This is a genomic window from Megasphaera sp. NM10, from assembly GCF_000417505.1.
Classification (GTDB): domain Bacteria; phylum Bacillota; class Negativicutes; order Veillonellales; family Megasphaeraceae; genus Megasphaera; species Megasphaera intestinihominis.
The window spans coordinates 1-12,484 of the sequence record NZ_APHY01000083.1 but is presented as its reverse complement, the minus strand read 5'-3'; the positions used below and the strand labels follow the sequence as shown (position 1 = coordinate 12,484).

Sequence of the window (12,484 nt, the reverse complement as noted above, 5' to 3'; positions counted from 1 at the left end):
TTCSAGTTCCAATTTGCGGATGGCTTCGCGGATCGGCGTCCGGCTGACGCCGAGTTCATCGGCCAGCTGGATTTCCATGAGCCGTTCCCCCGGTTTGAGTACGCCGTCCTTGATGGCCTGGCGCAGGGTTTCGCTGACGACTTCGCGCAGCGGCTTATAAGCATCTAATTTAATCGGTTCTAATGCATGTTGTCTTTTCGTGGTTTTCATCGTTCTATCTCTCACCTTCCACTCATTTCACTATGGCCGTCATGTATACGTCGACATCATGCCACGACGCCGTCTGGCTGCGGACGGTCTCTTCCTGTCCAGGCGGGACCAGGGCGAACACCGTCGGCCCACTGCCGGCCATGAGCGGCTGCAGGCCTAACGCGGTCAGGCGCTGCTGACAATCGGCGACTTGCGGCACATTGGGAATGATCAGTTCCTCAAAGGTATTCCCCATGGCCGCCGTCAATCCCTGGAAATCGCCGGCCCGGACGGCCTGCTCGACGGCATCGACAGCGACGGGCGCCGTCTGGATCCGGCTGTCGAACAGGGCATAGGCCTGTTTGGTCTGTACGGGCACGCGGGGATGGACGATGACCACGGACCACGCCGGCAGGGGCGGCAGGCGTTTCAGTTCCTCGCCGATACCGGTGCCGCGCATGGTGCCGCCACAGATGCAGAAAGGCACGTCGGCACCGAGACCGGCACCGAGACGGCAGAGTTCTGTTTCTGGCAGCTCCAGCCCCCAGAGGCGGTTGAGGCCGCGCAGGACAGCGGCGCAATCGGTACTGCCGCCGGCCAGTCCGGCGGCGATGGGGATATGCTTTTCGATATGGATGGTCACTTGTTGATTGTCCTTTTTATACGGACAAAGTGCCTTCCAAGCCTTATAGGCCAGATTCGTTTCGTCGCAGGCCAGCGACGGCTGCGAACAAGTGAGCTCGAACGCATCGGCTTCGCTCACGGTCACGGTATCGCAAAGGCCTATCGATTGAAAGATAGTATCAATATTGTGATAACCATCGGCACGACGGTCAGTTATGGCCAGGGCCAGATTAATTTTCCCATATCCTTTTTCTACTATATTCATCATACTTTCACTCCGTGCATAAAATGTGCATTGTCTTATTGATTAAAATTTTCCCTATGTTATAATGAGACGACAGCAGAGAACAGCGCCCTTTGCGCATCCTCTGTGAATGCACACTTTCATCATTATACTATAATGATTATACCGTTTTTTCCTTTACTTTACAATTCTTCATTCAACACGGAGGAAAAAAAATTATGAAAACCCTGACTTCACCTACCCTTTGGGAATTAGCCGTCCCCTACCTGGCGTCCTTTGTCGGCAGTCTGGTCGTCGCCATCGGCATGAATGCCTTCTTCATCCCCTTCCACTTATTGAGCAGCGGCCTCAGCGGGGTAGCTATCATGTTCTACTTCCTGACCGGCCTCCCCGTCGGCATTGGCATCTTCATCCTCAACATCCCGATCATGATCGCCTGCTACAAATTCATGGGCCGCAGCTATACAGTCCTAAGCATCGTCGGTACAATCATGCTCTCGGTCCTGGTCGATGTCACGTCCTTCCTGTCGACGTGGAACATCATGCACGACGCCATGCTGTCATCCATTACCGGCGGTATCTTGTCGGGCATCGGCTTCGGCATCATCTACAAATACAATGGCAACAGCGGCGGCCTGGACGTCATCGGTGCCATCGTCAAGAAATATTACTCCCTGGAAATGGGTACGGTCACGATGATCCTCAATCTGGTCATCCTCCTGGCAGCCGCCTGGCTCTTCTCGCTGGAACGGGCCGTTCTGACCTTCGTCGCTATCTACATCGCCGCTTTCATCACCAACAAAGTCGTCATCGGCCTGAAACAGCGAAAAAGCGTCATCATCATCTCCAACCGGGCCACGCCTATCGCCCAGGTCCTCATGCGCTACGTCGGCCACGGCGCTACCTACCTGCACGGCCAGGGCGCCTATACCATGCAGGATAAACGGGTCATCTATGCCGTCATCAAACTGACGGAAGTAGCCAAGGTCAAGGAAATCGTCAACAAGCTCGACCCGCAGGCCTTCATGATTATCAGCGATGCCTCAGAAGTCGTAGGCCGCGGCTTTACAACATCGCCCGTCAAGTACCACCAGTATCCCGGCGATGCCCTCTCCATGCCGCATACAAAAAAGAACATGCCGCCGGAATATTAGGGGCTAGTGATTCATAGCAACCTCTCAGACCGCCTTTAGCGGCCAGCTCCCCTATGATGGGAGCCCCAAAAAGGAGCTGTCGCATCGCGACAGCTCCTTTCAAGTTGTTAGTGGCTAGTTGTTAGTTGTTAGCAGATGGGTTTAAATTTAAAGCTTTTCTCTGCAAACTACAAACTCCGCACTACAAAAGATAAAGCCAAAAAGGGGCCTTGCATGATGGCAAAAACCTTCGTGCAGCGGCCCCGACGAGCTACGAGCCACGAATCTGGCACTGTACGAAATTCCCACATATACGAAAGCGGGCGCCCTACGTGGGCGCCCCTACAAATTACTAAATACGGATTTCGTTAGTATCGCGGTAGATGAGCCATTCGGCGATATTGTTGGCGTGGTCGGCCATGCGTTCGATATATTTGATGACCAGGACCAGGTCGATGTAATCCTTGGAGTTTTCCGGATGAGCCGCCATTTCAGCAGCCAAGGTTTCCATAAGGTTATTGAAAGCCTGGTCGACGATATCGTCTTTATCGCGCATGAGGCTGGCCTGGCTCGATGTGCCCCGTTCTTTGTAGAAGTCGATGACATCACTGACCATGGAGGACATGACGCCGTACATTTCCTTAATGCCCTGCGGCAAGGGTACGTTGTGATGGGTCTGTTCCAAATGGATGACGTAGTGGCTGATGTCGGCGCAGTGATCGGCAATCCGTTCTAAGTCGGAGAGGATTTTCAACGTCGCCATCAAGCTCCGATAGTCAGCCGCTACGGGACCCTGCATCATACTGATGGTCAAGTCCTTCTTCATACAGTTCTTGACCAAATCATCGATGACGTCGTCGCCATCGTAAATGCGCTGAGCCAGTTCGACATCTTTGTTTTCCAGCGCTTTCCAGGCATTGTCGACGGCCTGTTCGACCTTCATGCCCAGGTTGATCATATCATTTTTCAATTCTGTTACGGATTTTTCGTAAATTTCCAGCATAAGTGCCTTTCCTCCTCTTAACCGAAACGGCCGGTAATGTATTCTTCCGTCTTGGGATTGGACGGATTGGTGAACATATCCAGGGTGTTATTGTATTCAATGAGTTCGCCTAAGAGGAAAAATGCCGTCTTGTCGGAAATGCGGCGGGCCTGCTGCATGCTGTGTGTGACGATGACGATAGTATATTTTTCCTTCAATTCCAAGGCCAGGTCTTCGATTTTCTGCGTCGAAATCGGGTCCAGTGCCGATGTCGGTTCGTCCATGAGGATGACCGACGGATCCGCTGCCAGGGTACGGGCAATGCAGAGACGCTGCTGCTGGCCGCCGGAGAGGCCGAGGGCGCTCTTACTGAGGCGGTCCTTCATTTCATCCCAGCAGGCAGCCTGACGCAGGCTCTTTTCGACGATGGCGTCGAGCTGCTTCTTATCCTTGATGCCCTGGATGCGCGGACCATAGGCAATATTTTCATAGATGCTCTTCGGGAACGGCGTCGGCTGCTGGAAGACCATGCCGACACGGTAACGCAGGGCCAGGGGGTCGACTTCCTTGAAGATATCCTTACCTTCAAAGCGGATATCGCCAGTGACCCGGCAGCCTTCGACCCAGTCATTCATGCGGTTCAGTGTCTTGAGGAACGTCGACTTGCCGCAGCCAGACGGGCCGATGAGGGCCGTGATTTCATTCTTCTTGATTTTCATGTTGATGTCTTTCAGCGCCTGGAACTCATTATAGAAGAGGTCCATGTGGCTGACATCGAAGGTATATTCCGCTGTACCGGCAGCAGCCTGCGAACTTTCCTGCACGGCTTCTGCAGCCCGTTTCTTTTCAATCGTCGCTGCGGCAAAGCCGGTCAGCGTCGTAGTCATTTCTGCCATTATTTATTTCCTCCCATTTTCTTGTCAATTCGATAGCTGAAATAGCGTGCGGCCAGGCTGAAGACGAGGACCATGATCATCAGGATGGCCGACGACGCAGCAGCCTGCTGGGCAGCGTCTGCATGAAGGGCTTCCGTACGCAGGGCCCAGATGTGGAGGGCCAGTGTTTCGCCGGGACGGAAGGGGTTGAGCGGGCACGACGTAGCCGTAATATCCCAGTTCGTCCAGTCGATGTCTGTCGACATACCGGCCGTGAACATCAGGCAGCGGCTTCACCGAAGCCACGGCCGGCGGCCAGGATAAGGCCGGTCATGATGCGCGGGAAGCAGGCCGGCAAGAGGACGTGCCAGATAGTCTGCCAATGAGAGGCACCCAGGCCCAGACTGCCGTTGCGGTAGCTCGGCGGCAAGTTGCGCAGGGCATCTTCGGTAACGGACGTAACCAAAGGCAAAGTCAGGATGGATACGGCCAGGGCGCCGGCCATGAGGTTCCACTGGGAACCGGTCATGACGATGAAGACCAGGTAACCGAACAAGCCGACGACGATAGACGGCAGGGAGGCCAGTGTTTCGACGGCCATGCGGACCCAATGGGTAATGCGCCCTTTCTTGGCGTATTCGGCCAGGAAGATACCGGCCGGGATCCCCGTAATGGTACTGGCGACTAAGGCCAGGACGACGAGGTAGATCGTATTGAAGAACATGTTCCCCAGCCCCGTCGGGCTGAAGGACAGGAGCTGCGGCGTCATGCCGCTGACACCGCTGACGACGACGTAGAGGACAAAGGCGATGAGCAGGATGACGGCAAAGGCGGCACCGCCAGTAAAAATGGCCGTCATCATTTTATCTTTCTTTTTTTTCGTTTCGATACTTGTCATATTAACTCCGTCCTCCTTTTAATTCGGAAGCGGCATTGATCTGATGAATGATAAAGATGAACAGGAACGACAGCAGGAACAGGACCAGGGCCATCGTCCACAGAGCGGCGTTGTATTCGCCGCCTTCCATGGCGCCGCCCATATCGGCCGAAATAGCCGTCGTCAGCGTACTGGCCGGCAGGAACAGGGACGTCGGGAAGACTTTCATCTGGCCGATGACCATGGCAACAGCCAGGGCTTCGCCCAAGGCACGGGCCAGGCCCAGGATGATACCTGTAAAGATACCGCTCTTGGCGGCCGGCAGGACGACATGGGCAATCGTTTCCCAGCGCGTCGCACCGAGACCGTAAGACGCTTCACGCCACGACTTGGGCACGGCAGCCATGGCGTCGGCAGCCATGGTCGTAATGGTCGGAAAGATCATGATAGCCAGGACGATGCCGGCGGCCAGAACAGAAAAGCCAAAGGGCATGGGGAAAATATGGCGCAGTGCCGGAATGAGGACGGTCATGCCGACGAAGCCATAGACAACCGACGGGATGCCCGTGAACAATTCGATAGCCGGCTGAATGAGGCGGCGCCGCTGGGGGGTCGCGATTTCCGTCATATAGATGGACGAAGCCAGGCTGAACGGCAGGGAAATGATCAGCGACAGCAGACAGGTGACCAGCGAACCGGCCAGGAACATAGCAGCGCCGACCTGGCCGCCGCCTTCTGCCGTATCACTCGGCTTCCACTGACCGGAAAAAAGGAATTCCGTCACGCTGTGGCCAAATGTGAAAAATGTATCTGTACCTTTGATGAAGAGAAAAGCGCCAATGAGAAGCGGCACCAGTGCCATACCGATGCCGCAAATAGTGATGAACGTTTTGGCTGCTTTCTCGTTACGGTGAGCCCGTTGGACTACCGTTTCGATTGCATTCATATCGTTCCTCCAGTAAATTAGTGAACTTCTTTGGTCTGCATCTTCGAGCTTACGCCATAACCGAGTTCTTCGATGCGTTTGCCGTAATCAGCGCCTGTGATATATTCGATGAAGGCTTTGACAGCAGCTTTCGGTTCTTTGCTGGTATAGATGTGTTCATAACCCCATACGCTGTAGGTACCGTTATAGGTATTTTCCAGTGTCGGTGCTACGCCATCGATAGAAACGGAATCAACCGTGTCGTTATTGAGCAGATACGGCAGAGCGACATAGCCGATAGCGCCGGGGTTCTGAGCGACACTCTGGATGAGGATACCGGAGTTATCCGTTTCCAGGGATTTGTTATCTGCTTCTTCAGCCCCGTTGATTGCGTACTGTTTGAACAGGGCACGCGTACCGGACGTCTTCGGGCGAGTAACCAGGACGATAGGCATATCTTTGCCGCCGACATCTTTCCAGTTGGTGACTTTCGCCGTGAATACGTCCTGTAATTGCTGACGGGTCAAGTTCTTGACACCGACATCTTTATTAATGATCGTAGCGACTGTCATGACACAGACTTTGTGGTCTTCCAATTTGTCCGCTTTGGCCTTGTCCAGTTTCGTTTCAGCCGGTACGTCAGAGTTACCCATATCGACAGAACCATCGGAAACCTGTTTCAGACCCGTGCCAGAACCGCCAGCGTTAAGGGTGATCGTAACGTCCTTATTGTTGGCCTTGAATTTTTCGGCAGCATCTTTGACCAAAGGCAGCAAAGCCGAAGAACCGGAACCAGTAATGCTTCCGGAAACAGCAGCACCTTTCCCGGAATCAGCTTTCTGCTGACTTCCGCAACCGGCAGCCCCAATGGCCATGGTAGCAGCTAAGGCGACAAGAACTAACTTTTTCCACTTCATAAAAAATCCTCTCCTTTAAATAAACGAATCTGAGATGTTCCTGATTCTGAATACAGTCTTATCCTACCAAGGAGATGTAAGGACTTTATGTATGTATTGTAAAATATTGTAAAAAAAGAGACCGTCCTAAGACAGTCTCTTTTTAGAGTTTTTAGTTTGCAGTTTGTAGTGAATGGTTTTAAATTTAAAGCATCTTCTGCAAACTACAAACTCAGTTCTACAAACTATAAAGCAAAAGGAACCTTGCATGATGGTAGATACCTCCATACACTCCCCTATATCGGCAGGGTGACGGTGATGGTCGTGCCTTCGTTTTCTTTGCTGTTCAAGGCAATGGTACCGTGATGCTGTTCGACGATGTGCTTGACGATAGCCAGGCCCAGGCCAGTCCCCTTGATTTTTCGTGAACGGCTGGAATCAGCCCGGTAAAAGCGTTCAAAGACACGCCGCTGTTTATCCTCAGGTATGCCGATACCTGTATCACGGATGATGAAGAAGGCCTTGTGCCCATCGTGTCGGACATCGATGTAGACATGGCCGCCAGGCCGATTGTACTTGATGGCATTGTCGAGGAGATTCATGATCATTTCCCGGAACAGGCCGCGGTCCGCCCAGACTTCTGTATCGTCCATGGTGCAGTGGACGGTAACTTTCTTTTCCATCAGGACCGGTTCCATGAATTCCACGATATCCTGGATCAAATCGCGCAGGCACAGCCGGTCGGGATGGATTTGGCGCTTGCCATCTTCGATGCGGGCCAAGTGCATGATTTCTTCGATCATCTGCAAGAGGCGCAGGGCTTCCTTGCGGATGAGCGTCCCGAAATGGATGACGTCGTCTTTATTCTTGAAAATACCCGTCGACAAGACTTCGGCGAAGCCGCTGATCGACGTGAGGGGCGTCTTCAGTTCATGCGATACATTAGATGTAAATTCCCGGCGCAGCTGTTCCCGATGTTCCTGTTCGGTCACGTCGTCGATGATGAAGAGGGTCCCATAAAAATCGTCATCTTTATAGACGGGCTGAATGGTCAACAAGTACAGGCGGTCCGACCGGATCAGCTTCACGTCACAGGCACTGTCGATATGCTGCAAGGCATCCCAGGATACATCAGGGATGAGTTCCTTCAGATTGCGCTGCAAGACGTCCTGAGTCTGGCTGGCTCCGAGGAAATGGGCAGCCCGCAGGTTGAGGCCGGCAATACCGCAGGCCTTGTCTGTCAGAATGACGCCTTCCTGAAGATTTTCCATGATGAGGCGCATGATATTGCGCTGCTGCTCCAGGCTGCGCATATTGTCGGTAATGGTCTGGCTCTGCAAGAAAATCTTATCGACTAACGGCTGCAGTTCATGGTCGACCTGCGGCGGCTGCCCCATCTTCACATCGCTGTCGTTGATTTGGCGGATGAACAGGGCCGTCTGCCGCAGCGGGCTGAGCAGGCTCGCCGTCAGCAGCCGCGATGCCTTGATGCAGGCCAGGGCCGACAAGCCCAGGAGCAGCAGCGCCCAGGGCAGGAGGCTGAGGAAATGGGCGTAAAAAGCATCCCGTTCCAGACTGACCCGCAGGATTGTCCCGTCGGGCAGTTTCTTAGCATAATAATAGAGGGCCTTGGATACGGTCTGGGAATCGCGGACGGCCGTCCCCTTGCCGTTCTCGATGGCCTCTTGGACTTCCGGCCGGGCCAGGTGATTTTCCATGACCCCTTTGTCATAGTCCGATTCAAAGAGGACATCGCCATCGGTATTGATCCAGGTAATGCGCAGGCCATCCGTCTCGTGGACGCCGAGTTTCTTCAAATACACGGACGTATCCTTCCCTTCCTCGATCGTCGTCTCGACGACGTCCATGGCCATGACCAGTTCCTGCTGTATCTGGTGCTGCGTGGAGTTCCAGAAGAACCACGTCGAAATGAGCAGGGTCACGGCCATACAGGCCAGCCCCATGGTCAGCAGGCTGAGGTAGACTTTCCGCTTCATACGTTCCCTCCGATGACATAGCCCACGCCGCGCACAGTATGGATAATCTTGCCGCCGTCGCCCAGTTTCTGGCGCAGGCTCTTGATGTGCATATCGATGGTCCGGCTTTCGCCTTCATACGTGAAGCCCCAAACGGCTTCCATGATCTGTTCCCGCTTGAGGACGATATCCGTATTGACCAGGAGGTAGCGCAGGAGTTCAAATTCCTTGACCGTCAAGTGGCAGGGCTTGCCGTCGACGGTTACGATATGTTTTTCCTGGTCCAGGGAAACGGTGCCATACGTATAGAGGTTCGTTTCCGTACTCTGCCGGCCCGAACGGCGCAGGACGGCGCGGATGCGGGAAATGAGCTCGACGATGCCGAAGGGCTTGCAGACGTAGTCATCGGCGCCACCATCGAGGCCCCTGACGATATCGTATTCGCTGGTCTTGGCCGTCAGCATGATGACGGGCAGTGTCTTGTACTGCTGAGTCTTGCGCAGTTTGTCAAGGATATCATTGCCGCTTTCACCGGGCAGCATGATATCCAAGAGGAACAAAGCCGGTGTCCGCTTCTCCAAAGCCGGCCAGAATTCCTTGCTGTCAGCAAAGGTTTCCACCTCGAAGTCCTGGCTGCGCAGGGCATAACCGACGAGTTCACGAATATTTTCATCATCTTCTACACAGTAAATCAAAGGCATAAAGCGACAGTCCTTTCATGTAAAATCTAGTTTTCTCACTTTATTCCATTATAGCGCAAAAATGCAAATACGCCCTGTAAAAAGAGGGTAAAAAAAGAGCTTGTCGCACGTGGCGAGCCCGCTCTGGGGATATGTACGATTCCCAATCAGATTGCTAGAAGAATCCTCCAAATCCTAACGGGTCGCCCACGTGGCGACCCCTACAAACGCGGAAGAGAAAGGGACTGCGCATGATAGCAAAAAGTTTTCCTGTCCTCTCCCCTTTTAGAAATCGAAGTCCTTGGCCTTTATTTTGACCTGCCATTCTTTATCGACTTGTTTATACGTGATGGTAGCAATGAACGAGTGGAGGTCGCGGACCCAGGTGTAATTGCGGTCCGAAATATGGTCATCGTCGAGGTCCTGAGCCCAAGTGAAGATGACCGTATCCCGCGGCGTCAGGACGTAGCCGATGGACATGCCATGCTGGCGCGGGTCATCGAGGGTATCGAAGCGGTACGGCGTATAGCCGCTGACATTGTGTTTCTTATACCAGAAGCTGGTCCACAGGCGGTCGTTGATGCCCTGGTTGAGGATGACGCCCGAATAGGGATCGCGGCGCTGGGCATCATTGGTAGAATATAAATCCTTACGATAGCCGGCGAAGAAGCGGACATTGGCCCGCTGCCACAAGGGAATGGGCGTATGAGTGATTTCCGTACGGAAGCCCTTATGCGTCCCCGTCTTGACGCCGTCTTCAGCCCAGCGGCCCCAGTTGGCACTGGAATCGATATAGATACCCGTATCGCCGAGATGGATGCGCGGTGCAAAGTATTCCAGTTCCGGCCACTTCGTAGCCCAGATATTATTGTCGTTATCGGTACTTTCTTCTTTGCTGTAGCCAAAACGGAAAGTGCCGATTTTAGTATTCTTCTGGAGCTGGGCCGCCGGCTTGAAGCCATTCTTGCTATTCAGGGCATAGCTGGCATGGAAGCTCAGGTCGCCGGACTGGTTGAGGGGCACATCGGCATAGCCCCGGACACCGATGCCGTCATCGCTGTTGTAGGTCGGCCGCGGCAGCAGCGTGAATAAAGAAGATTTCGTATGTTCACTGTCCAGGCGGCCTTCATAATGGCCATATGTGAACAGGCGGATGTGCTTGAACCAGAGGGCCGTATTTTCTGCCGTGAACTTTTCGCCCGGATAGATGCGGATGTCATCACCGGTAATATAATAGTCCGGCGTCTTGGCGACGGCGTGAGGCGTCGTAATCAGGCCATGCTTGATATAGCCGATATTATCGTACATTTCGGCATCGGTCCCGCGGACGTATGTCGTCGGGCCGACGAAGCCTTCGACCTTATCCATGGTCATGCTGCCGTTCTGGCTGTTATAGGTCACGTCCTGGCCCGTCAGGGCATTGGTTTCGTTGACGTAGACTACGGGTCCTTTCGTATGGTAGACGCCGCTCTTCATGTTGCCTTCGACATAGTTGGCATGGATTTCATCCATGCCCTGCTTGATGTCGACATTGCCCCGGCTCTTGACATAGCCGTCGGAGTTGCGGGCGACGAATGTATCAGCCGTCATGTGGACAGGCTGCTGCGGCAGGACGACGTCCTGCGAAGCAGAAGCCTGGTCCAAATCGACGGGCAGGATTTTCTTTTCTGTCACGGGAACGGCCATGACCTTATCTGTATGAAGTTTCGCTGTATCAGCTGCACTGGCCGAAAAGGTCAGAGGCAGCAGGGCTGCGATCATCGCCGCTGTCCACGTTTTATTCATTCGCGTCACCTGCTGTATTGGATTGAATGGTTACGACGGCCTGCTGGTCGTCATTGTGTTTGCTGTTGTACAGGTCGACAGGCGTAACCGTACCATCTTTCAGTCCGGCCTGCAAATCGCCGTTGCTGCTCTGAGGCGCCGTATCGGTGTCGGTGTACGTACCGGCATCGCCAGCCCCGCTGTTGTCGACATCACTATTGGTGACAGGCGCAAAGGTCGGCACCTGTACGCCACTGGCAGCCATATTGGCCGTCTTCATGTCATCCATGACGCCATTTTCCTTGAAACCGACGACTTCGGCATTTTCCTTGGTTTCGGCGTACATCGTCGTCCCTGCCGGGATATCGACTTCATTGCCATGAACGAAAAGGCCGCCGACCAGGCCGACTGGTCCGAGGATGATGGCCCCGGCAGCAGACGCGCCGACAGCACCGGCCATGCGCTTATATTCTTCTTTCGTCTTATCGCCGACCGTCAGGGCTACGGGCGAACCGTCGGCAGCGCGGACGTTGTCATAGGTGATTTCGATTTTGCCGTCCTTGCCAAAGCGGCCGGACTTCCGGGCCTTGGTGACGGTCCCCGTCGCTTCCATGCCGCGGGGAATGGCGATGACGTCGCCGACGCAGATATCATCAGCCACGGCAAAGCGGACGACGTCGCCTTCCTGAATGGTCTTCGAGTTGAGGGCGTCGATATTGGTCATCGTCACCAGCGTATTGGCCGGAATGGTCACGGTCTGGGAGACGTACTTCTTATTGCCCAGGAGCGTGCGGCGCAGGGCCAGGACACGGCCTTCCAGGGAGCCGCTCATGGTCTTGCCGTCAATGCTCTGTTCCAGCGATTCGATGCGGACCAGCAGGGGTTCATCGGTAATCTGGCCGGAATACTGCCACTGCATGAGGTTGACTGCCGTCAACAGGGACAAATCGGAACCGGAATTCCCATATACATCTTTATATAGGGCATTAGTTTTATCCTGCAGACTGCCGGATACCGTCGACTGACCGTTGAGCAGCTTGTCCAGCGCCGCGATGCGGTCGTTCAGGGAACCGGTCTGGGTCGTCCCGTAGACCGTCGTTTCGACTTTATCCGCTTTTTCCAGGATCGTATAATCGGCCGCACCGGCAGCCATGGTCCCACACAAGGCCATGACAGCCAGGATGCATGCTACTTTTTTCTTCCACATAGGCGTAACCTCCAAAATTCAGTCTCTTTCTATGCTAATCGTATCGTTCTTGGCTTTTTCTGAATACTACCTCCATTATATAAGACTCATGTATAAATTGCAATAAATMGGT

13 protein-coding genes are annotated in these 12,484 nt (G+C 53.9%); 1 reads left to right on the top strand and 12 read right to left on the bottom strand.

Annotation, left to right across the window (positions count from 1 at the left end):
* The coding region (locus NM10_RS11740; RefSeq protein ID WP_020311758.1) for a GntR family transcriptional regulator at positions 1-210 on the bottom strand (210 nt) is incomplete at its 3' end.
* Positions 211-232: 22 nt separating this feature from the next.
* A complete protein-coding gene (gene ispE, locus NM10_RS11735) occupies positions 233-1,081 on the bottom strand; it encodes a 4-(cytidine 5'-diphospho)-2-C-methyl-D-erythritol kinase (RefSeq protein WP_239639733.1) in 849 nt (282 codons plus the stop codon).
* A gap of 194 nt (positions 1,082-1,275) precedes the next feature.
* Here ispE and NM10_RS11730 point away from each other — a divergent pair, with 194 nt between their 5' ends.
* Positions 1,276-2,211 carry a YitT family protein gene (locus NM10_RS11730; RefSeq protein ID WP_020311756.1) on the top strand — a complete coding sequence of 312 codons (936 nt, stop codon included), beginning with the start codon at positions 1,276-1,278 and terminating at the stop codon, positions 2,209-2,211.
* Positions 2,212-2,542: 331 nt separating this feature from the next.
* Here NM10_RS11730 and phoU read toward each other — a convergent pair whose 3' ends face one another.
* The 10 genes from phoU to NM10_RS11685 all read right to left on the bottom strand — a co-directional run bounded on the left by phoU (position 2,543) and on the right by NM10_RS11685 (position 12,372).
* Positions 2,543-3,193 carry a phosphate signaling complex protein PhoU gene (gene phoU, locus NM10_RS11725; protein ID WP_020311755.1) on the bottom strand — a complete coding sequence of 217 codons (651 nt, stop codon included), beginning with the start codon at positions 3,191-3,193 and terminating at the stop codon, positions 2,543-2,545.
* 17 nt (positions 3,194-3,210) lie between these two features.
* Complete coding sequence (pstB, locus tag NM10_RS11720) at positions 3,211-4,068, bottom strand: phosphate ABC transporter ATP-binding protein PstB (RefSeq protein ID WP_020311754.1); 858 nt, start codon at positions 4,066-4,068, stop codon at positions 3,211-3,213.
* Positions 4,068-4,328 (bottom strand): hypothetical protein, encoded by a 261-nt coding sequence (locus NM10_RS14830; protein ID WP_239639732.1) that lies wholly within the window; start codon positions 4,326-4,328, stop codon positions 4,068-4,070. The genes pstB and NM10_RS14830 overlap by 1 nt, the downstream gene beginning before the upstream one ends.
* Positions 4,328-4,945, bottom strand: coding sequence for a PstA family ABC transporter permease (locus NM10_RS11715; protein ID WP_239639731.1), 618 nt, complete (start codon positions 4,943-4,945; stop codon positions 4,328-4,330). The genes NM10_RS14830 and NM10_RS11715 overlap by 1 nt, the downstream gene beginning before the upstream one ends.
* 1 nt (position 4,946) lies before the next feature.
* Positions 4,947-5,870, bottom strand: coding sequence for a phosphate ABC transporter permease subunit PstC (pstC, locus tag NM10_RS11710; protein WP_020311753.1), 924 nt, complete (start codon positions 5,868-5,870; stop codon positions 4,947-4,949).
* Between the two features lie 17 nt (positions 5,871-5,887).
* Positions 5,888-6,766, bottom strand: a complete 879-nt coding sequence (locus NM10_RS11705; protein ID WP_020311752.1) for a phosphate ABC transporter substrate-binding protein — start codon at positions 6,764-6,766, stop codon at positions 5,888-5,890.
* 275 nt (positions 6,767-7,041) lie between these two features.
* A complete protein-coding gene (locus tag NM10_RS11700) occupies positions 7,042-8,742 on the bottom strand; it encodes a sensor histidine kinase (protein WP_020311751.1) in 1,701 nt (566 codons plus the stop codon).
* Positions 8,739-9,422, bottom strand: coding sequence for a response regulator transcription factor (locus tag NM10_RS11695; RefSeq protein WP_020311750.1), 684 nt, complete (start codon positions 9,420-9,422; stop codon positions 8,739-8,741). Before NM10_RS11695 ends, NM10_RS11700 begins: the two co-directional genes overlap by 4 nt.
* 264 nt (positions 9,423-9,686) lie before the next feature.
* Positions 9,687-11,186: an LptA/OstA family protein gene (locus NM10_RS11690; protein WP_020311749.1), complete on the bottom strand. Its 1,500-nt coding sequence runs from the start codon at positions 11,184-11,186 to the stop codon at positions 9,687-9,689.
* Positions 11,179-12,372 carry a hypothetical protein gene (locus NM10_RS11685; RefSeq protein WP_020311748.1) on the bottom strand — a complete coding sequence of 398 codons (1,194 nt, stop codon included), beginning with the start codon at positions 12,370-12,372 and terminating at the stop codon, positions 11,179-11,181. Before NM10_RS11685 ends, NM10_RS11690 begins: the two co-directional genes overlap by 8 nt.
* Between the last annotated feature and the right edge of the window lie 112 nt (positions 12,373-12,484).

What these genes read in the sequence shown, in the direction of transcription:
- NM10_RS11685 (WP_020311748.1), bottom strand. Translation starts at nt 12,372, where the DNA reads ATGTGGAAGAAAAAAGTAGCATGCATCCTGGCTGTCATGGCCTTGTGT.
- NM10_RS11730 (WP_020311756.1), top strand. Translation starts at nt 1,276, where the DNA reads ATGAAAACCCTGACTTCACCTACCCTTTGGGAATTAGCCGTCCCCTAC.
- pstC (WP_020311753.1), bottom strand. Translation starts at nt 5,870, where the DNA reads ATGAATGCAATCGAAACGGTAGTCCAACGGGCTCACCGTAACGAGAAA.
- NM10_RS11700 (WP_020311751.1), bottom strand. Translation starts at nt 8,742, where the DNA reads ATGAAGCGGAAAGTCTACCTCAGCCTGCTGACCATGGGGCTGGCCTGT.
- NM10_RS11715 (WP_239639731.1), bottom strand. Translation starts at nt 4,945, where the DNA reads ATGACAAGTATCGAAACGAAAAAAAAGAAAGATAAAATGATGACGGCC.
- NM10_RS11695 (WP_020311750.1), bottom strand. Translation starts at nt 9,422, where the DNA reads ATGCCTTTGATTTACTGTGTAGAAGATGATGAAAATATTCGTGAACTC.
- ispE (WP_239639733.1), bottom strand. Translation starts at nt 1,081, where the DNA reads ATGATGAATATAGTAGAAAAAGGATATGGGAAAATTAATCTGGCCCTG.
- phoU (WP_020311755.1), bottom strand. Translation starts at nt 3,193, where the DNA reads ATGCTGGAAATTTACGAAAAATCCGTAACAGAATTGAAAAATGATATG.
- NM10_RS14830 (WP_239639732.1), bottom strand. Translation starts at nt 4,328, where the DNA reads ATGTTCACGGCCGGTATGTCGACAGACATCGACTGGACGAACTGGGAT.
- pstB (WP_020311754.1), bottom strand. Translation starts at nt 4,068, where the DNA reads ATGGCAGAAATGACTACGACGCTGACCGGCTTTGCCGCAGCGACGATT.
- NM10_RS11690 (WP_020311749.1), bottom strand. Translation starts at nt 11,186, where the DNA reads ATGAATAAAACGTGGACAGCGGCGATGATCGCAGCCCTGCTGCCTCTG.
- NM10_RS11705 (WP_020311752.1), bottom strand. Translation starts at nt 6,766, where the DNA reads ATGAAGTGGAAAAAGTTAGTTCTTGTCGCCTTAGCTGCTACCATGGCC.